This window comes from Klebsiella sp. D5A (genome assembly GCF_001620885.1).
Taxonomy (GTDB): Bacteria; Pseudomonadota; Gammaproteobacteria; order Enterobacterales; family Enterobacteriaceae; genus Klebsiella; species Klebsiella variicola.
In genome coordinates, this window is the sequence record NZ_LOAR01000014.1 from 54757 (window position 1) to 74184 (window position 19428).

General features: G+C 59.2%; 18 protein-coding genes and 1 pseudogene. 13 read left to right on the forward strand and 6 right to left on the reverse strand.

Annotation, left to right across the window (positions count from 1 at the left end):
• Positions 1 to 31: 31 nt before the first annotated feature.
• Positions 32 to 967 (reverse strand): pyrimidine-specific ribonucleoside hydrolase RihA, encoded by a 936-nt coding sequence (gene rihA, locus AS136_RS19580; protein ID WP_023322719.1) that lies wholly within the window; start codon positions 965 to 967, stop codon positions 32 to 34.
• Here rihA and AS136_RS28800 point away from each other — a divergent pair.
• Positions 929 to 1159, forward strand: a complete 231-nt coding sequence (locus AS136_RS28800) for a hypothetical protein (RefSeq protein WP_046620343.1) — start codon at positions 929 to 931, stop codon at positions 1157 to 1159. The genes rihA and AS136_RS28800 overlap by 39 nt on opposite strands.
• An 89-nt stretch (positions 1160 to 1248) precedes the next feature.
• Entirely contained in the window at positions 1249 to 1548 is a 300-nt protein-coding gene (locus AS136_RS19585) for a DUF406 domain-containing protein (RefSeq protein WP_023322718.1), read from the forward strand.
• 72 nt (positions 1549 to 1620) lie between these two features.
• Here AS136_RS19585 and pqqU read toward each other — a convergent pair whose 3' ends face one another.
• Positions 1621 to 3726: a TonB-dependent receptor PqqU gene (pqqU, locus tag AS136_RS19590; protein WP_023322717.1), complete on the reverse strand. Its 2106-nt coding sequence runs from the start codon at positions 3724 to 3726 to the stop codon at positions 1621 to 1623.
• 259 nt (positions 3727 to 3985) lie between these two features.
• Between pqqU and yncE the strand changes: the two genes are divergently transcribed.
• Positions 3986 to 5047: a 7-bladed beta-propeller protein YncE gene (yncE, locus tag AS136_RS19595; RefSeq protein ID WP_008804698.1), complete on the forward strand. Its 1062-nt coding sequence runs from the start codon at positions 3986 to 3988 to the stop codon at positions 5045 to 5047.
• Positions 5048 to 5203: 156 nt separating this feature from the next.
• Positions 5204 to 5425 (forward strand): YgdI/YgdR family lipoprotein, encoded by a 222-nt coding sequence (locus AS136_RS19600; RefSeq protein WP_002906779.1) that lies wholly within the window; start codon positions 5204 to 5206, stop codon positions 5423 to 5425.
• A 50-nt stretch (positions 5426 to 5475) separates the two neighbouring features.
• Here AS136_RS19600 and ansP read toward each other — a convergent pair whose 3' ends face one another.
• Together ansP and AS136_RS19610 are read right to left on the reverse strand one after the other, a co-directional pair.
• A complete protein-coding gene (gene ansP, locus AS136_RS19605) occupies positions 5476 to 6930 on the reverse strand; it encodes an L-asparagine permease (RefSeq protein WP_063266911.1) in 1455 nt (484 codons plus the stop codon).
• A 189-nt stretch (positions 6931 to 7119) separates the two neighbouring features.
• On the reverse strand, positions 7120 to 8007 hold the full coding sequence (locus AS136_RS19610) for a LysR family transcriptional regulator (protein ID WP_008804700.1): 888 nt from the start codon (positions 8005 to 8007) through the stop codon (positions 7120 to 7122).
• Between the two features lie 194 nt (positions 8008 to 8201).
• On the opposite strand from AS136_RS19610, the gene dapF reads away from it, so the two are divergent.
• Complete coding sequence (gene dapF / locus AS136_RS19615; protein ID WP_023322716.1) at positions 8202 to 9068, forward strand: diaminopimelate epimerase; 867 nt, start codon at positions 8202 to 8204, stop codon at positions 9066 to 9068.
• Between the two features lie 23 nt (positions 9069 to 9091).
• On the opposite strand, the gene AS136_RS19620 is transcribed toward dapF, so the two are convergent.
• Positions 9092 to 9787 carry a class I SAM-dependent methyltransferase gene (locus AS136_RS19620; protein WP_012541569.1) on the reverse strand — a complete coding sequence of 232 codons (696 nt, stop codon included), beginning with the start codon at positions 9785 to 9787 and terminating at the stop codon, positions 9092 to 9094.
• A gap of 95 nt (positions 9788 to 9882) precedes the next feature.
• Here AS136_RS19620 and AS136_RS19625 point away from each other — a divergent pair, with 95 nt between their 5' ends.
• The 8 genes and pseudogenes from AS136_RS19625 to AS136_RS19665 all read left to right on the forward strand — a co-directional run bounded on the left by AS136_RS19625 (position 9883) and on the right by AS136_RS19665 (position 18042).
• Entirely contained in the window at positions 9883 to 10434 is a 552-nt protein-coding gene (locus tag AS136_RS19625) for a P-loop NTPase family protein (protein ID WP_063266912.1), read from the forward strand.
• 91 nt (positions 10435 to 10525) lie between these two features.
• Positions 10526 to 11533: an MsnO8 family LLM class oxidoreductase gene (locus AS136_RS19630; RefSeq protein WP_012541571.1), complete on the forward strand. Its 1008-nt coding sequence runs from the start codon at positions 10526 to 10528 to the stop codon at positions 11531 to 11533.
• Complete coding sequence (locus AS136_RS19635; RefSeq protein ID WP_012968083.1) at positions 11523 to 12644, forward strand: M20 peptidase aminoacylase family protein; 1122 nt, start codon at positions 11523 to 11525, stop codon at positions 12642 to 12644. The genes AS136_RS19630 and AS136_RS19635 overlap by 11 nt, the downstream gene beginning before the upstream one ends.
• Positions 12645 to 12668: 24 nt before the next feature.
• Positions 12669 to 14932, forward strand: a pseudogene (locus AS136_RS29060) (NtaA/DmoA family FMN-dependent monooxygenase).
• Positions 14933 to 14943: 11 nt separating this feature from the next.
• Positions 14944 to 15453 carry a GNAT family N-acetyltransferase gene (locus tag AS136_RS19650; RefSeq protein WP_023322715.1) on the forward strand — a complete coding sequence of 170 codons (510 nt, stop codon included), beginning with the start codon at positions 14944 to 14946 and terminating at the stop codon, positions 15451 to 15453.
• Between the two features lie 9 nt (positions 15454 to 15462).
• Positions 15463 to 16389 (forward strand): amino acid ABC transporter permease, encoded by a 927-nt coding sequence (locus tag AS136_RS19655; RefSeq protein ID WP_008804709.1) that lies wholly within the window; start codon positions 15463 to 15465, stop codon positions 16387 to 16389.
• Positions 16373 to 17152, forward strand: coding sequence for an amino acid ABC transporter ATP-binding protein (locus AS136_RS19660; protein ID WP_008804710.1), 780 nt, complete (start codon positions 16373 to 16375; stop codon positions 17150 to 17152). Before AS136_RS19655 ends, AS136_RS19660 begins: the two co-directional genes overlap by 17 nt.
• A gap of 38 nt (positions 17153 to 17190) precedes the next feature.
• On the forward strand, positions 17191 to 18042 hold the full coding sequence (locus AS136_RS19665; RefSeq protein ID WP_162494483.1) for a transporter substrate-binding domain-containing protein: 852 nt from the start codon (positions 17191 to 17193) through the stop codon (positions 18040 to 18042).
• A gap of 65 nt (positions 18043 to 18107) precedes the next feature.
• Here the strand turns inward: AS136_RS19665 and AS136_RS19670 are convergent, their stop codons facing one another.
• Entirely contained in the window at positions 18108 to 19418 is a 1311-nt protein-coding gene (locus AS136_RS19670) for an MFS transporter (protein WP_023322713.1), read from the reverse strand.
• Between the last annotated feature and the right edge of the window lie 10 nt (positions 19419 to 19428).

A 19428-nucleotide genomic window follows, 5' to 3' on the forward strand; every position in this document is an offset into this window, starting at 1 on the left:
CCCGTGAGGGAAAAGGGGCATGGGAGACGTGTCAGGCGTAAAAAGCTAACCGCTGGGCGAGCAGATCGACAAAGGCTTCACGGTCGACATCCAGCATCAGGGTAGTATTGGGCCGATTGCCGGTCAGATGGTAGTAATCGACCACCGTCATCCCCTGGGTATATTTTCCTTCCGTTTCCACGCCGACCCAGCGTTCGATAGTGGTAAAGATCTCCGGCTTGAGGAGCCAGGCGATGGTGCAGGGATCGTGCAGCGGCGCGCCGTCGAAGCCCCACTTTTCATCCTTGTGGTAGGCCATAAAGAAGTCGAGCAGCTCGGCGACAATGGACGACACCGGATTGCCAATCTGGCGGAATCGCTCGATATCGGCAGGAAGGATTTGCGCCTTATGGGTGACGTCAAGGCCCGCCATCACCACCGGGATCCCGGACTGAAAGACCATTTCCGCGGCCTGCGGATCGACGAAAATATTAAACTCCGCCGCCGGCTGCCAGTTGCCCAGCCCCATTGCGCCCCCCATGATCACGATGCGGGCGATTTTCGCGTGCAGCTCCGGGTGGCTGGCGAGCAGCAACGCCACGTTAGTCTGCGGCCCGGTGGCCACCAGAGTCACCGGCTCCTGGCTTTCCCGCAGCACCCTGGCCATCAGCTCGACGGCGGTGCAGTTCTGCGGGGCAAAGGTTGGTTCCGGCAGGCTCGGGCCATCCAGTCCGCTCTCGCCGTGCACGTTATCGGCGATGATCAGATCGCGCATCAACGGCTTCCACGCGCCGCCGGCCACCGGGATATCCGGCCGGTTCAGCAGCGTCAGCATACGCAGCACGTTGCGCAGGGTCTTCTCCGGGGTCTGGTTGCCCGCGGAAGCGGTGACGGCTTTCACCTCCAGCTCCGGAGAGGCGAGGGCGAGGACCAGGGCGATCGCGTCATCATGTCCCGGATCGCAATCAATCATCATCGGCAGTGCCATAGCAGCTCCTTATTGGCGTTGTTCTGTGACCAGACTAACGCTGTGAGGCGAGGCAGACGAGATGGTGTACAGAATAGTGTGATGGAGGCCACGATTGCTGCGATGGCATCGCGTATCGTCAGGCGATCGTCGGCAGTCATATTGCCTCACCTTGCGATGGCGCAAGCTGGCGCCCGCCGCGGCGCGATATAATAGAAAAATTGCTAATCCTTACGGATATTAATGGTTTGCTTTTCGGTGAGCGGATTCTTATCCTTAAGAAAACTCGAGAGGTTATTACGATGAAAGATGTAGTAGATAAATGCAGCACCAAAGGCTGCGCCATTGATGTCGGTACCATCATTGATAACGAGGACTGCGTCTACCGGGCTGAGAAAATGTTCCCGAGCCGCGAAGAAGCGGAATCCACCGTAGCCGCCGTGCGCGAACGTGCTGCCGCCGCGGCGCCGGCCAGTGAACCGCCGCAGGTCGATTACACCATCGCCGCCGCTGGCGACGAGGTTAAACTCGACCTCTCCATCGCTTTCTCCTGCCAGGCGGAAAAGATCATTTTCGAGTTATCCCTGCGAAATCTGCTTTAACCCGCGTCCGTGGGGAAAACGCCACATCGTTAAGCCTTCCCCGCCAATCACCGCCGGCGGGGAAGGGGCGTGCTATTCGAAGCGCCAGGCGAGGTTCAGGCCGATGCCGTAGTTGCGTCCGGGAGCAGGCTCGTAGTAGCGCCCGTTGGACTCATTAACGATAACGGACCCGACGTACTCCCGGTCGAACAGGTTGTCGACCCGGCCGAACAGATCCATGTCCATCCTGCCGTAGCTCCATTTATAGCCGGTCGTCAGGCCAACCACCGTCCAGGAAGGCGCTTTAGCCGTGTTTTCGTCATTGGCCATGATGTCGCTCATGTAGCGAATATCGCTGCCGGCGTACCAGCCCTGCTCCGGCTGATAGCCAAAGGAGGCGTAGCCCATATTGCGTGCGATCCCCGGAATGCGGTTGCCGTTGCAGCTGGCGTCGTCGCAGACGTTGGTGCGATAGGTCGCGTCCAGCCAGGTCCAGGCCGCCTTCAGACGCCAGCTCTCGCCAAACTGCTGATCCAGCCCCAGCTCCATCCCCTGACGACGGGTTTTGCCGGCGTTTTTATAGCTGGTGCGCCCGCCGCTGCTGCTGTCGACCACGATCTCATTATCGGTATTGGTCTGGAACAGGGCGGCGGTGAGCAGCCCATTGCCGATCCGCGTCTTACTGCCGATCTCCACTGTGTCGTTGGTGGAGGGCTTCAGGCCGAAATTAAGGCCGCTCTGGTTATCGGAGCGGTATGACAGCTCGTTAATGGTCGGCGTCTCGAAGCCGCGGCCAGCGGAGAGGTAGACGTTCCACGCGTCGGTCAGAGCATACTTCAGCGAGCCTGCAGGCAGCCACTTGTGATAGCTGGCATCACCGCTGTCATCGCCATTGCCTGGGGTGATGTAGTAGTCATTCGAGTCGAACCATACTGAGCTGTAGCGAACCCCGGCATCGAGCGAGAGTTTGTCCGTTAACTGCCACTGGGTCTGCAGGTAGGGGTCGACGTTCCACATCAGGTTGCGTTCGTTACGGCGCAGCGCACCCTGTTCGCCATACTGCGGCGCGCCGTTGACCATCACAAAGTTTTCATACCCTTTACGGCGCTCGCTCATGTTCTCGTAATCGAGACCGGCGGTCAGGGTGACGGGCACCAGCAGCTCTCCGCGATGGGTCAGGCGGGTATCGATTCCCTGGTAGTGACGGGTGAGGTCGATCACCCCGCCGGCATGGCTCGGTTTCAGCTGCGGCGCGCGCGGGATCGACTGGAACTGCGTGGTTTCACGTTCACCGGCGTACATCATGACGCTGAGATCGTCCTGGGCGCTCAGCTGGCGCTCATAGCGCAGGCCGGCCTGGGTCTGCCGGGTATTCTTGCGGGTATTATACTGGTCGCCGCGCGGCGACTGGCGCGGGTTATCGCGCCATTCGTCGGCGGTTAAGCCGCCGGCGTCATTGGCTTTGATATCCACGCTGTTCAGCAGCAGCGTCAGCTTACTGACATCGTTGATGCGCACCCCCAGTCGGGCGTTCGCCAGATTTTTGCGTGCGCCGCTGTGATCGCGATAGCCATGAGTGGTGAAGCGGTTGGTCGAGACCGTGTAATCCACATCGCCTGCATGGCTGCCGTCGCCAACGGCGCCAGTGGCCTTCATCCCGTAGTGCCAGGTACCGAAGCTGCCATAGTAGCTGCTGGCTTCCACGGTGGGCGGCTGGGTGCCGGTCTGGCTGGTGACGTTGATCACCCCGCCGGACGAGTTACCGTACAGGGCAGAGAAGGGGCCGCGCAGCACCTCAATGGTGTCGACGCTGCCAATATCGATATTCGAGGTCTGCCCCTGGCCGTCGGGCATGGTCGCCGGAATGCCGTCTACATAGATGCGTAGCCCGCGCACGCCATAGGTGGAGCGAGAGCCAAACCCGCGAATCGACAGTTGCAGATCCTGGGCATAGTTTTGCCGGTTCTGCACCTGCAGGCCCGGTACGGCGCCCAGTGATTCAGAGAGATTGACGCGCGGTGCGGCCTGGCGCATTTCATCCCCATTGACCACGCTGACGGCGGCGGGGGTATCCAGTTCAGAAACAGTGGTTGGCGCGGCGGTCACCACCATGGTTTGTTCATCAGCGGTCTGGGCCGCGGCAATCAGCGGTAGCAGCAGCGCCGGCAGGGCGGCGTGACGCACGGACAGGATTTTCATCGATAGTACTCGGGAGACGAACCAAATGGAACATATGTAGATATGTTACCCCGTTTGTAAAACATTTGAAAATTATTAACCGCCGTTGGTTAACGGATAGTGCTTCTTGCTGATGAATTTACCGAACAACAACAATTAGCGCTCCACTTTGAGATAAATAATGATTACTATTCGCATTCAAAAATAAGGGTAAAGCCAGGACTTTACCGCCGGAAGCGATGTCGGGTCAGCACATACTGGTTTATCAAAGGGAGTCGTCATGTCACTACGTCATTTTGCCGCGCCGCGTCTGCGCCATTCACTGTTATTCACCTCTCTGCTGCTGGCAGGTAGCTTTAGCGCCCACGCTGCGGATGAGATGCTGCGTAAGGCCGTCGGAAAAGGGGCCTACGAAATGGCCTACAGCCAGCAGGAGAACGCGTTATGGGTCGCCACGTCGCAGAGTCGCTCACTGGACAAGGGCGGTATTGTTTATCGTCTTGACCCCACCACCCTGGACGTGACGCAGATTATTCACAACGATCTGAAGCCGTTCGGCGCTGCTATCAACCATGCCACCGGCACGCTGTGGTTTGGCAATACCGTCGACAGCACCGTCACCGCCATTGACGCCAAAACCGGCGCCGTGAAAGGGCGTCTGGTGCTGGACGAGCGTCAGCGCAGTGAAACCGTACGCCCACTGCAACCGCGCGAGCTGGCGGTCAATGAGCAGACCAACACGGTCTACATTACCGGTCTGGGCAAAGAGAGCGTGATTTGGGTGGTAGATGGCGCGACCCTGAAGCTGAAAACCACTATTACCGGCACCGGGGCAATGGCGACGGGTCTGGCGATCGATCCGCAGGCGAAACGCCTCTATACCACCAATGCCGACGGCGAACTGCTGACCATCGACAGCGAGAGCAATACCATTGTGTCGCGCAAGAAATTGCAGGACGATGGCAAAGCGCACTTCTACTTAAACCTGAGCCTTGATACCGCCGGTCACCGCGCCTTTATTACCGACAGCAAGCAGCCGGAAGTGCTGGTGGTCGATACCCGCGATGGTAAGGTGCTGGAGAAAATCGCCGCGCCGGAATCGCTGGCGGTGCTGTTTAACCCGACGCGTAATGAAGCCTATGTGACGCACCGTAAGGCCGGGGAAGTCAGCGTTATCGACGGTAAGCGCTACAAGATCGTGAAGACCTTTAAAACGCCGACTCACCCCAACAGCCTGGCGCTCTCTGATGACGGCAAAACGCTGTATGTCAGCGTGAAACAGGCTTCCAGCCGTGAGAAAGAGGCCACCGCGCCGGACGACGTGATCCGCATCGCGCTGTAAGATGCCCGGGGCGACGACGATCGGTCAAGGTCGCGCCCCGCATGCCGCCCGGCACCTCACCCTCTGTTACAAACGCGTATTGGCCTGATAAACCAGATGGTTATACACTTAACGCTTTCCCGCCTTGCGCGGGCAGTGGTAATCAGTGGAGATAAAATGAAAAAGCCATTTATGGTGATTTGCGCCGGTGCGATGCTGGCGCTGCTGGCAGGCTGTTCGTCCAACTACGTTATGACCACCAAAAGCGGTCAGACGATCGTCACCCACGGCAAGCCGCAGCTGGATAAAGAAACGGGGATGACCAGCTATATCGATGAGTCTGGTAATAAGCGGGAAATTAACAGTAGCGACGTGTCGCAGCTGGTTGAGGATAACTAAATCCTGACCTCCCGGTTTGTCCGTCGCGGGCAAACCGGGAGTCCTGCCAGTTACTTCCTGAGCGTCGGCGCCGTACTGTGGATCGCATGCACGCGTTTACGCACGCCAAACCAGCCAGCTACCAGCAGCACCGCCAGCAGTGGAATTGAGCCAATGGTGTAAGTGCCGTTCGGATAATCGAAGGCCATCAGCACCAGCACGCTGAACAGGAACAGCAGCGTCAGCCAGGAGGTGAATGGCGCCCCCGGCATTCTGAAGCTCACCTTCGCCGCTTTTCCTTCCTTGATCGCTTTGCGCAGACGCATCTGACACACCACGATAAAGCCCCAGGAAGCAATGATCCCCAGCGACGCGACGTTAAGCACGATCTCAAACACCTGCGACGGCACCAGATAGTTGAGGAACACCCCCACCACATACACCGCCAGCGTCGCCAGGATCCCGGCGTAAGGGACTTGGTGACGGCTCATTTTCGACATAAACTTCGGCGCGGAGCCCCCCATCGACATGGAACGCAGGATACGTCCGGTGCTGTAGAGGCCGGAGTTGAGGCTGGAGAGGGCGGCGGTTAACACCACGATGTTCATTACGCTGCCGATATACGGTACGCCCAGTTTGGAGAAGAAGGTGACGAACGGGCTCTGTCCTGCCTGGTAGGCGGTCCACGGCAGGAGCAGCACCAGCAGCACCACCGAACCGACGTAGAACAGGCCGATACGCCAGATCACGCTGTTGATGGCCTTCGGTACCATCGACTCCGGATCTTTACACTCACCGGCCGCGGTGCCCACCAGTTCAATGGAGGCGAAGGCAAAGACCACGCCCTGCACCAGCACCAGCGCCGGCAGAAGGCCGTGAGGGAAGAAGCCGCCGTTATCGGTGATCAGATGGAAGCCGGTGGCATTGCCGTCCAGCGGCTTACCGGAGCCGAGGAAAATGGTGCCGACCACGAGGAACGCAACGATCGCCAGCACTTTGACCAGCGCGAACCAGAATTCCATCTCGGCGAACCATTTTACGCCGATCATGTTCATGGTACCGACGATTGCCAGCGCGCCAAGGGCGAAGACCCACTGTGGCACATCGCCAAACGCGCCCCAGTAGTGCATATACAGCGCCACGGCGGTGATATCGACGATCCCGGTCATGGCCCAGTTAACGAAGTACATCCAGCCGGCCACGTAAGCGGCCTTTTCACCGAGGAATTCCCTGGCATAGGAGACGAAGCTGCCGCTCGAGGGGCGGTGGAGAACCAGTTCGCCGAGGGCGCGAAGAATAAAGAAGGAGAAGATGCCGCAGACCAGATAGACCAGGGCGAGCGCTGGCCCTGCCATTTGTAAACGTGCCCCGGCGCCGAGGAACAAACCGGTACCGATAGCGCCGCCGATGGCGATCATCTGTACCTGACGGTTGCCCATCGCTTTGTGATAACCCGCTTCATGTGAGTTGAGCCAGTGGCGTTTCGCAGCATGGTGCTCCGCTGCAGTGTCGTGTTTCGTATTCATTGATGTATCAGTTTCCTGTCAATGCCCATGTTTGCAGCCGGAGTGGATGACGGCTGGCACATTATGCTGGCTTTCTCATCATTCTGACGTAGGAGATAAGCTCAGACATGGCGCTGAATCCTACACGTAACGTAATAGTTACGCACCTAAAACATTTACCGATAGCATTTGACAGATTTATCAATGAGATCAGCGTCGCAGAGTTTCCAGCAACAGAGTGAAAGCGCTGGTATGCTGGCGTCGACTGGGGTAGTAGAGATGGTAGCCGGGGAAGGTGGGGGTCCAGTCCGCCAGCACTTGCACCAGCCGGCCACTGGCTAAGGCCTCCGCCACGCAGTCATCCGGAACGTAGGCCAGACCGAGGCCCGCCTCCGCCGCATCGATGCGCTGCGGCAGGCTGTTGAGGATCACTTGCCCCTCCACCCGCACCTGGATATCCCGACCGTCGCGGGCAAACTCCCAGGCGTAAAGTCCACCTCGTGTCGGCAGGCGCAGATTGATGCAGCGATGCTGCGCAAGATCCCAGGGCGTCTGCGGCGTACCGGCCTGCTGCAGATAGGCTGGCGAACCCACTACCGCCATCCGCATATCCGGGGCAATGCGCACGGCAATCATCTCTTTCGCCACCTGTTCGCCGAGTCGCACCCCGGCGTCAAACCGGCCATCCACGATATCCGTGAGGCCATTATCAACAGTGATTTCGATGTTAATATCCGGATATTGCAGCATAAATGGCTTTAGCGCCGGCCAGAGTACGGTGCTGGTGGCATGCTCCCCGGCGGTGATGCGCAGGTTGCCCGCCGGGCGTTCGCGCGTATCGCGCAGCGCGGTCAGCGCCCGCTCCATCTCCTCCAGATGCGGACCGAGGCGCTGTATCAGTCGCTCACCCGCCTCGGTCGGTACCACGCTGCGGGTGGTGCGGGTCAGCAGCCGCACATCGAGACGCGCTTCGAGATGGCGCATGGCATGGCTGAGCGCCGACTGTGACACGCCGAGCTGGGCCGCTGCGCGGGTAAAGCTGCGCTCACGCGCCACCACCATAAAGGAGAGCAGATCGTTTACGTTTTCTTTTAGCATAATCTTTCCGGATTGATGAATACCGCTCACAGGTACGCAGAGTGTAAGCCCGACGGAGGGGAGGCGCCAGTCTGATAGCCGGACGCAGTGGAGCAGAATGACCACCACGGTTAACAACGCAGGGTTTAATTCATCAAGACGGTGAATGTAATGTAAGATGTCCAAAAAACTGCAGCGCCAGGCGAACCCACACAATGACACCCTTACACTTTCATAAATATCACGGGCTGGGTAATGATTACCTGGTATGCCATCGCGACGTTGCCGAACAGTTGAGCAACGAGCATATTCAAATGCTGTGCCATCGCCACTATGGCGTGGGATCGGATGGTCTGCTGATCGACAGCGGCGATCAGATCAATCCCACACTGCGTATTATCAATCCGGACGGCTCCGAAGCGGAGAAAAGCGGTAACGGGCTACGGATCTATGCGCGTTATCTTTTTGATATCGGTCGCGTCGGCCATGAGCCCTTTCTGGTACATACGGCGGGCGGTGACGTCTATTGCACTGTGCATGGCGATGTTCATCAGATTAGCGTCGACATGGGGCGGGCGAATTTCAATCCGGCGGCGCTGCCCGCCTTAGTGAATTTGCCTGAGGCGGTGAATTATCCTTTGCCGCTGGCGGATGAAACCCTGTTCGTCGTGCTGGTCTCCATGGGCAATCCCCACTGCGTTGTCCTCGTCGATAAGCTCGACCTGGCGCAGGTTCATCGTTTAGGGCCGCAAATCGAAAACCATTCCTTGTTCCCCAAACGCACCAATGTCCAGTTCGTGGAAGTTATCGATCGCCATACGCTAAAGATTGGTATCTGGGAGCGGGGCGCGGGGTTCACGATGGCCTCCGGGAGCAGCAGTTGCGCGGCTGCCAGCGCGATGCGCCGGTTAGGGAAGGTGGACGATCGGGTGGATGTCAACATGCCTGGTGGTCAGCTGCACATCACCTTCGACGCGGATTTTCAGGTCCGTATGCGTGGCCCGGTGCATAAAATCGCCAGCCTGACGCTGGATAAAGACTGCTTTGTTGGCGGCAGCGCCATCTTCACTGGCGCTGCATAACAGATGGCGCGGTCAGCCTGAAATTAACTCTCCTGAGGATCAGCCGACGGCCCGTTTGCCGAACAAACGATGGTGGCATGATCCCACCAGGCATTGTGCTTAACATCGGTGGCAAGGACGCTAAACTGCGCCTGCTGTATCTCATTCAGTAAAGCCGGGAGGGGTTTAAGCGTACGCCAGGGCTGCCCCTCTTTCAGGAGATGATGCTTGACAGGATCGTAAGTGGCGAGGTCTTCAGCATAACGAGGAAGCCCGCACATCGAGCCGATCACCAGCCGGCCTGCGGGTTTCAGCAATCTTCTCGCCTCGGCGAAAAAACGGCGACGCTCATCTTCCAGCAGACAATGTAAACAGCTGCCATCAATGATTAAGGCAAACTGGGCATCCTCACATTGAGAAAGATGACAGACGTTGCCGACGAAAAATGTGGCGTCCAGACCCGCTTGCTGAAAACGGTCTTCTGCCCAGCGGATCGCCGTTTCGGACACATCAACACCCGATACGGCATAGCCTCTTTCCGCCAGATACTGGGCTGCCATGGCACCATTGCCACATCCCAGTTCAAGTACCGGCGCGCCGGGAGCGGGTAAATAGCCATGGGCATCCAGCCAATGAAATGTTTTTTCTTGTTGTATCTTTGCCCTGGCAAAACCATCACCCGCCCAGGCGCTGGCTCCGTTGGCTAACAGTTGTCTGTAGCGGGCTTCATAGGGGTTCATCCTGAAAACACCTTTTATCATTGATAAACATCACTACTATATACGCCATTTAACATTGAAATAAGTATTCGTTTGGCTACCAGGGAGAAACAGAGATGAACATCAACGTGGTCGGCACCAGCGGCTCAGGCAAATCCACTCTGGCCCGGCGCCTGGCGCACAGGCTGGGACTACCCTGGATCGAGCTCGATCGCCTGTACTGGCGGCCGAACTGGCAGGGCACGCCGGATGAGGCGTTTTTCGCCGCTATTGCCGCCGCTACGGCCTCGCCGGGCTGGGTGCTGGATGGCAATTACAATCGCAGCCGCAGCGTCAAATGGCGCGAGGTGGATCTGGTGATCTGGGTCGACTATAGCCTCTGGCGCATGCTGCGCCAGGCGGTGTGGCGGGCGACGAGCCGGGCGTGGCGGCATCAGGAGCTGTGGCCGGGCACGGGCAACCGCGAGAGCTTTCGCCGTTCGTTCTGCAGCCGGGAATCCATTATCCTCTGGACGCTGAAAACCTGGCGGCAGAATCGCCGACGCTATCTGGCCGATATGCAGGATCCGCAATATCGTCATATTCGCTTCGTCCGGGTGCGCAGTCCGCGGCAGGCTGAGGCGCTGCTCCGCGAGCTGGAAGCGCAGCGGCCAGGCGGGCATATCTAATTTTCAGCAGTACACATGTGAATTAATTGTTTCTCAATAGTTAGCTGAGATTTTAATAATGCAGGCACGTACTTTCATATGAGCCTGCGAAATGTCTTATCGAATCAGTATCCTGGATAAAAGTCCGCTTGCCGCCGGGGAAACCGCCGCGCAGGCGCTGGCGCGTACATTAACGCTGGCGCAACACGCCGAAGCCTGGGGTTATCACCGCTTCTGGGTCGCCGAACACCACAATACCGATCAGCTGGCGAGCCCCTCGCCGGAGCTGGTTATCGCCTGGCTGCTGGGCCACACCCGGCGCATTCGCCTCGGGTCCGGCGGCGTTATGCTCCAGCACTATAGCCCCTATAAAGTCGCGGAAAACTTTAACCTGCTGGCCGCCCTCGCGCCGGGTCGCATCGATCTCGGCGTCGGCAAAGCGCCTGGCGGACTGCCGCTTTCCACCCGCGCCCTGCAGCAGGGCCTGCATCAGGAGGAGAAAGGGACCTTTGCCGACCAGCTGGCGCAGCTGGATAACTGGCTGTCGCTGACTGAGCCCGGTGGAGAGGAGAGCCTGCGCGCCACGCCGATCCCGCCGCGTCGGGCCGACGGTTTCCTGCTCGGCGCCAGCCTGGAGAGTGCTGAACTGGCCGCCCGTCTTGACTGGAACTTCGTGTTTGCGGCCCATCTCAATGGCGACAGCGCGCTGCGCCGCACGGTGATCAACCGCTGGCGCGAGCTCAGCCCGCGTGAGGCGATTGTCGCCGTGCAGGTGGTGGTGGCCGACGATCCGGCCACCGCCGCCGCGCTGGCGCAGCAGGTCGAGGTGTGGGGCGTCGAGCTGGAGAACGGCCAGCGGGTGACCGTCGGCAGTGAGGCTCAGGCCGTCGCCTTTGCCCGCCAGGCTGGCAGCCGGCCGACACGCATCCACCGCCGCGAATCTTCACTGATCTCCGGTACTCCCGAACAGGTTAAAGCCCGGCTTGACGCGCTGCAGGCGGAAGATCAACTGGATGAATTAATCATTGATACCCCCATTAGCGACGGGCCAGCGCGCCTGCACTCCCTGCGCCTGCTGGCGCAGGCTCACTACGGCAAGGAGGTGCTGAATGTCCTTTGAACAACAACTGATTAGCTGGCGGCGCGAGCTGCACCAGAACCCGGAGCTCTCCCTGCAGGAGGTAGCCACCACCGCGCGGATCCGCGACTGGCTGCAGAGCGGCGGGCTGACTCTGCTGCCCTTCGATCTGAAAACCGGGCTGGTCGCCGAAGTCGGCAGCGGCGACAAGGTGATTGCCCTGCGGGCGGACATCGACGCGTTGCCCATCGAGGAGGCGACCGGTCTGCCTTACCGCTCGCAAAATGAAGGGGTGATGCATGCCTGCGGCCATGATATTCACACCAGCGTGATGCTGGGGGCGGCGCTGCTGCTGAAGGAGCGGGAAGCGGAACTCCCGGGGCGGGTGCGGATCCTGTTTCAGCCGGCGGAGGAAAATTTTGGCGGCGCGAAAACCCTGATCCGCGCCGGGGCGCTGGAGGACGTGTCGGCGATCTTTGGCATGCACAATGAGCCCGGCCTGCCGGTGGGCGAATTTGCCACCCGCGGCGGCGCGTTCTACGCCAACGTCGACCGCTTCGTCTTCAAAGTGACCGGGAAGGGGGCGCATGCCGCCCGTCCACATGAAGGAAAGGATGCGATCCTGCTGGCCAGCCAGCTGGTGACGGTGCTGCAGAGCGTGGCCAGCCGGGAAGTGAACACCCTCGACTCGGTGGTGCTCAGCGTGACGCGGATCCAGGGAGGCAATACCTGGAACGTGCTGCCGGAGAGCGTCGAGCTGGAAGGAACACTGCGCACTCACAGCAGTGAAGTGCAGCAGCGGGTCAAGGCCCGGGTCAGCGAGATCGCGGCCGGTTTCGCCAGCGCCTTTGGCGCACAGATTGACGTCTTCTGGTATGCCGGCCCGACGGCGCTGGTCAATGACGCCCGCTGGGCCGACTTCGCCAGCGACGTGGCGGCCCAGGCCGGGTACCGCACCCATCACGCCGATCTGCATCTCGGTGGCGAAGATTTTGCGGTCTATCTTCAGCATATTCCCGGGGCGTTCGTCAGCATCGGCAGCGCCAGCGAATATGGTCTGCACCATCCGGCATTTAATCCGGACGAACGGCTTATTGCGCCCGCAGCACACTATTTCGCTCAGCTGGCGGAACAGGCATTACAACATATTTAATGGATGACAGGGGAAGGGGTAACTATGTCTGAAAATCGACAATTGCGTCTGGGAACGATATTACATGGCGCATCGGGAAATATGTCCGCCTGGCGTCATCCGGCGGCGCAGGCGGACGCCAGTATTAATTTTAACTTTGTCACGCAGACGGCGATAAAAGCGGAAGAGGGGAAGCTGGATTTTATTTTTGTCGCCGACGGGTTATATATCAATGAAAAATCGATTCCCCATTTTTTAAATCGCTTCGAACCTTTAACGGTACTTTCCGCGCTGGCCGCGGTCACCCGGCGTCTGGGACTGGTGGGGACCTTATCCACTTCGTACAGCGAGCCGTTTACTACCGCCCGCCAGTTCGCCAGCCTTGACCATTTAAGCCAGGGACGGGCGGGGTGGAATGTCGTCACTTCGCCGCTGGAAGGGTCGGCGAAAAACTTCTCCCGGGCCCAGCATCCGGATCATGCGCTGCGCTATCGCATTGCCGATGAATATCTGCAGGTTGTGAAAGGCTTATGGGATTCATGGGAAGAGGACGCCTTTGTGCGCAATAAGGAGACTGGCCAGTTCTTTGATAAAAATAAACTGCATACGCTCGATCACCATGGCGATTTCTTTAAAGTGGCCGGGCCGCTAAATATTGCCCGCACGCCACAGGGACGGCCGATTATTTTCCAGGCCGGCGCGTCGGACGACGGCAAGAAATTAGCCGCACGCCACGCCGATGCCATTTTTACCCATCAGGAATCGCTGGCCGAGGCGCAGGCATTTTATCAGGATGTTAAAAGCCAACTCAGCGCATATCAGCGCACCCCGGACCAACTGCATATCTTCCAGGGCGTCAGCGTCATCGTCGGGGATGACGCCGAGGATGCGGAACGTCAGTACCAGACTACCGCGGCGCTGGTTTCCATCGAGGATGCGCTGAATTATCTGGGGCGGTATTTCGAACATCATGATTTTTCGCAGTATCCGCTTGATGAACCGTTCCCGGATATTGGCGACCTCGGACAAAACAGCTTCCGCAGCACCACCGACGAGATTAAACGTCACGCCCGCGAGCGGGGATTGACCCTGCGCCAGGTGGCCCTGGAGGCAGCGAGTCCGCGTCCGCGTTTTACCGGCACCGCCAGCGATGTCGCCGATGGCCTGCAATTGTGGTTCGAACAGCACGCGGCGGACGGTTTCATTATTCAGGGCGGCACGCCGGAAACCTTCCCGCGCTTTGTGGATGAGGTGGTTCCGCTGTTACAGGCGCGCGGCCTGTTCCGTCGCGACTATCCGGGCACCACCCTGCGGGAAAGTCTGGGTCTGGCGCTACCTGCTAATCAATTCCAAAAATAATAAAAGAGAATCACGCTATGCAGAAAACAACACTCTTGCTGGCCGTCGCGTTGGCATTTAGCGCCTCGTCGTGGGCCCAGGACGTCAAGATCAATGGCACCGGGGTGAGCCTGGAGGCCAACAAAACGCCGATTCACACAGCGAAAAATCCACAGGCCATTGCGCTGTTGCCGAAAGATCTGCATCTGGCGGTGCCGGGGAAATTCACCGTCGCGGTGGCAGCCCTGAACTCACCGCCGCTGACGGTCTTCGCCGATGACAACAAAACCCTGCTCGGCAGCGAGACGGATATCGCCCGGCTGGTGGCGGAGAGCCTTGGACTGGAAGTGAACGTGGTTCCTACTTCATGGGAAGACTGGCCGCTGGGGGTTACCTCCGGCAAATATGATGCCGCGATCAGCAATATTACCGTCACCAAAGAGCGCAAAGAGAAGTTCGATTTCGCCACCTACCGTAAAGACTCGCTGGGCTTCTACGTCAAAAGCACCAGTCCGCTGAACAAAATTGACAAGGCGGAGGACATCGCCGGGCTGAAGATTATCGTCGGCTCCGGTACTAACCAGGAGGCGATCCTGCTGGCGTGGAACGCGGAGAACGTCAAGAAGGGGCTGAAGCCGTTTACCCCGGTCTACACCAAGGATGACGCCGCCCAGACGCTGGCCCTGCAGACCGGGCGCGCCGACGCCTTTTTCGGCCCCAACGTGATTGGCGCATGGAAGGCGGCGCTGACCGGCAAAACCAAACTGGTGGGCAGCGTCGATGGCGGCTGGCCGAAAGCGGCGCATATCGCGGTGACGCTGAAAAAAGACAGCGGGCTGGTGAATGCCGTCCAGGCGGCGCTGAACGGCGCTATCGCCAGCGGCGATTACGCCAAAGTGCTTAACCGCTGGGGCGAAGGGGTGGAGAGTATTCCGCAATCAGAAATCAACCCACCCGGACTGGGCGACTGACAGGAGGCGCGATGAGCGAAGCATTCCGCGATATTTCTCCGGACGCACCGGAGCTGCAGCCGATTATTAGCGGGCTGTTTGCCGAATATGCCGCCCGCTACGGCGACTATTTTTCCCGCGATGCGGAAGTGGAGTTGACTGAGTGGTATTTGCCGCCGCAGGGGCTGTTTATCATCCTTGAGCGTGAGGGAGAAATTATCGCCACCGGCGCTTATAAACCGAAAGATCGCCACACCGCGGAGATCAAACGTATCTGGACGCACCGCCGTCTGCGCCAGCAGGGGCTGGCGGCGAAGGTGGTCCAGGAGCTGGAACGGCGGGCGGTGCTGGCCGGGTACAGCCATATCTACCTGACCACCGGCTTCCGTCAGCCGGAGGCGGTAAAGCTCTATCTCAGCCAGGGGTATGAGGCGCAGTTTGACCTCACGCGAGACCCGGAAGAGTACAGTCAGCCGCCGTACGATGGCCGGCTGCGGTTCACTAAAGCGCTGGCGGTGAGCGCCTTCAGTCACAGCGCTTGAGGAGGCATGATGCATTCATCTGAAACAATAAAAGTGGTGCCGGCGCGCTATCCGCTGCGGGTGGTCGGGGCCCTGGTCGCCCTGCTGGTGCTGGCGGTGGTGATCCAGTCGGTGGCCTTTAACCCGCGCTGGGAGTGGGGCGTCTTCGCCCGCTGGTTCTTCGACCCGGTGATCCTCGAGGGGCTGGGACAAACCCTGCTCCTGACCCTGCTCGGCACGGTGCTGAGCGTGATCTTCGGCGGCCTGCTGGCGCTGGCCCGCTTATCCTCATCGTGGCTGCTCAGTAGCCTCGCCTGGGGTTATATCTGGCTGTTTCGCTCGCTGCCGCTGATTGTGGTGCTGATTATTCTGTACAACTTTTCCTATCTCTACGACACCCTGTCGCTGGGGATCCCGTTTACCGGCGTCACCTGGGCCAGCTATCAGACCATTAACGTGCTGGGGCAATTCTCCACGGCGGTGGTGGGCCTGACGCTGGTGCAGAGCGCCTATACCGCGGAGATTATTCGCGGCGGCTTTTTAGGGGTCGACCATGGGCAGTATGAAGCCGCCGCCGCGCTGGGGCTTCCCGCCTGGCGACGCACGCTGCGCATTATTCTGCCGCAGGCGCTGCGCACCATCCTGCCTTCCGGCTTCAACGAGATCATCAGTCTGGCCAAGGGAACGGCGATGGTGTACGTCCTGGCGATGCCGGAACTGTTCTACACCATCCAGATGATCTACAACCGTACCCAGGAGGTGATCCCGCTGTTGATGGTTGGCGCCGCCTGGTATCTGGCAATCACCAGCGTCCTCTCCGCCATTCAGTATCTGGTGGAACGCGCCCTGGCGCGCAGCGAGCGCCGCTCGGCGGTAAACAGCGCCCGCAGCAGTCGTCTGAATCAACCCGCACGTCAACCACAGCCGCAGGAGGCCGTTCATGCCCAGCTCTCATAATGGCCATATCTCTATCACCGGGGTCAGCAAATACTATGGCCGCCACAAGGCGCTGGACGATGTGTCGCTGGAGATCCCTCCGGGCACGGTGACGGTGATCCTCGGCCCTTCCGGCTCGGGCAAGTCGACGCTGCTGCGCACCATCAATCACCTCGAACGTGTCGATGAGGGATTTATTCAGATTGACGGCGACTATATTGGTTATCGCCGCAAAGGCGACAAGCTGTATGAGATGAAAGAAAAGGAAATTCTTCGCCAGCGGATCAACGTCGGCTACGTGTTCCAGAACTTTAACCTGTTTCCGCACCTGACGGTGCTGGAGAACCTGATTGAGGCGCCGATCGCCCACAAGCAGGTCACGCGCAAAGAGGCCATTGCCCGCGCCTATGAACTGCTGGACGTTGTCGGACTGCGCAATAAAGCCGACGCCTGGTCGCGGCATCTCTCAGGCGGGCAGCAGCAGCGTATCGCGATTGCCCGGGCGCTGGCACTGGACCCGCGGGTGATCCTGTTTGATGAGCCCACCTCGGCGCTGGATCCCGAGCTGGTGGGCGAGGTACTGGATGTCATCAAGAAGCTGGCGCGCTCCGGTACCACCCTGGTGGTGGTGACCCACGAGGTAGGCTTTGCCCGCGAGGTGGCCGACCAGGTGGTGTTTATGGTCGACGGCAGGATCGTCGAGCAGGGCAGCAGCGACGAGGTACTCAACCATCCGCAGCATCCGCGTACCCGACAGTTTTTATCCAGGGTGCTGCCGTCATGAACAGAGCGCTAATGACCCTTGTTCTCAGCGCTTTTGCCATGAGCGCTCACGCGGCGCTGGATCTGCGTGCCAATGAGCAGCCATTGCCGGTCACCCGCGACCCGCAGGCGATAGCGAAAATTCCGCCGGGCTATCGCTTCGTCGAGCCGGGGACGCTAACGGTGGCGATCTCTGCGCTCAATTCGCCGCCGCTGGCGCTGCTGGCCAGCGACAACCGCACGCGGATCGGCAGCGACCCGGATATGGCCCGCCTGCTGGCCGGAAGCCTTGGCCTGAAGCTCAGGCTGGTGCCCACCGCGTGGGAGGACTGGCCGCTGGGCATCGCCTCCGGCCGCTACGATGTGGCGCTGATCAATATCGCGGTGACCGAGAAGCGCAAAGAGAAGTTCGATTTTGCGACTTACCGGGTGGACTCCCTGGCCTTCTCGGTGAAATCCACCAGCGACATCGCCGCGGTAAACGGACCCGCCGACCTCGCCGGGCGCAAAGTGATCGTCGGGTCCGGCACCAATCAGGAGCGGATCCTGCTGGGCTGGAATGAGGACAACCGTGCCGCCGGACGGCCGCAGGCCCAGCCGGTCTACCTGACCGATGATGCCTCCGGCAACCTCTATATCCAGTCCGGGCGAGCGGATATCTTTTTCGGCCCGCAGTCGGTGGCAGCCTATAAGGCCGCCCTTAACGGCCAGACCCGGGTGGTGGGCCTGGGGCCGAAAAAAGCGTGGGTGGCGACGACCACTAAAAAAGGCAACGGCCTGGTCTTTGCCCTGCAGGCAGCCCTCGACGGGGCGATTGCCCGCGGTGAATATCAGCAGGTGCTGGCGCGCTGGGGAGAGCAGGGCGAGGCGGTGGCGCAGTCGGTGGTCAACCCGCCGGGGATAACCTACTAAAAAACCGCTGTTTCGCCGGAGTACGACGCGAAACAGCGGAGGCGAATGCTCGCCAGGGTCTTCAATCAAACGGTGCGCGGAGTGAGCGTCAAGCGATCCAGCGGCCCAACGATAAACAGATAGGAGAACAGGCCAAGCACGCCCATGGAACCGACGTAGAGGATGGCGTAATCAAACGAGTGGGTGTTGGCGAGGATCACCCCGATGACCAGCGGGGTAATGATGCTCGCCAGGTTGCCGCACATATTGAACACGCCACCGGCAATACCGAGCATCTCTTTCGGCGAGGTGTCGCTCAGCACGCACCAGCCGAGGTTCCCGAAACCTTTGGCAAAGAACGCCAGACTCATGGCGGCGATCACCAGCACTTCCGAAGAGGTGTAGTTGGCGACGACAATGACGCAGGAGAGCAGCATGCCGCAGATCACCGGGAGCTTACGGGCGGTGGTCAGACTGTAACCGCGTTTCAGCAGCCAGTCCGAAAATACGCCGCCCAGCAGGCCGCCGATAAATCCAGCTATGGCCGGGATACTGGCGACAAACCCGACCTTGAGGATTGACATGCCTTTGGCCTGGTAGAGGTAAGTCGGAAACCAGGTGAGGAAGAACCAGGTAATCGATGTGACGCAGAACTGGCCGATATAAACCCCGATCATCATGCGATTGACGCAGATGCTTTTAATCTGCGCGAGAGTTAATTTTTGCGGCGTTTTTTGGCTACCTAATTCCGGTACGCCGCCGCCTTCACGAATATAATCGAGCTCCTGCGGGTTAATTTTAGGATGATGTGAAGGATCCTTCACTTTTACCAGCCAGAATATTCCCAGCACCACCCCGATAGCGCCAATATAATAAAAAACATAGTGCCAGCTTAAATTATGCAGAATGATGGTCATCAGCGGCGTAATAATGCCCAGCGAAATATACTGCGCGGCCTGATAGACCGAGGTGACAAATCCACGCTCTTTATTGGGGAACCACTGGACGCTCAGGCGACTGTTGGCCGGAAAAGCGGGTGCTTCAATGGCCCCCATCATCAGACGCAGGAGCACCAGCACCACCAGCGGACTGGCAAACAGATAAACAGTGCCCTGAAACATAGTGACGACCGACCAGCCAATCAGCGCGCAGCCGTAGACCAACCGCGAACCATATTTATCCAGCAGCCAGCCGCCGGGGATTTGCATAATGACGTAGGAAATACCAAACACCGAAAAGGCCAGGCCCATTGCTTCAGGGTCAAAACCTAACTCTTTACTCATCATCGGCGCGACAACGGACAGGGTGGCCCGGTCAGCATAATTAAATACGGTCGCGAGAAATAAAAAAACCAATATACCGTAACGCACGTTGCTGCGTTTTATTTGCTGTTGCATGTTATTCAAC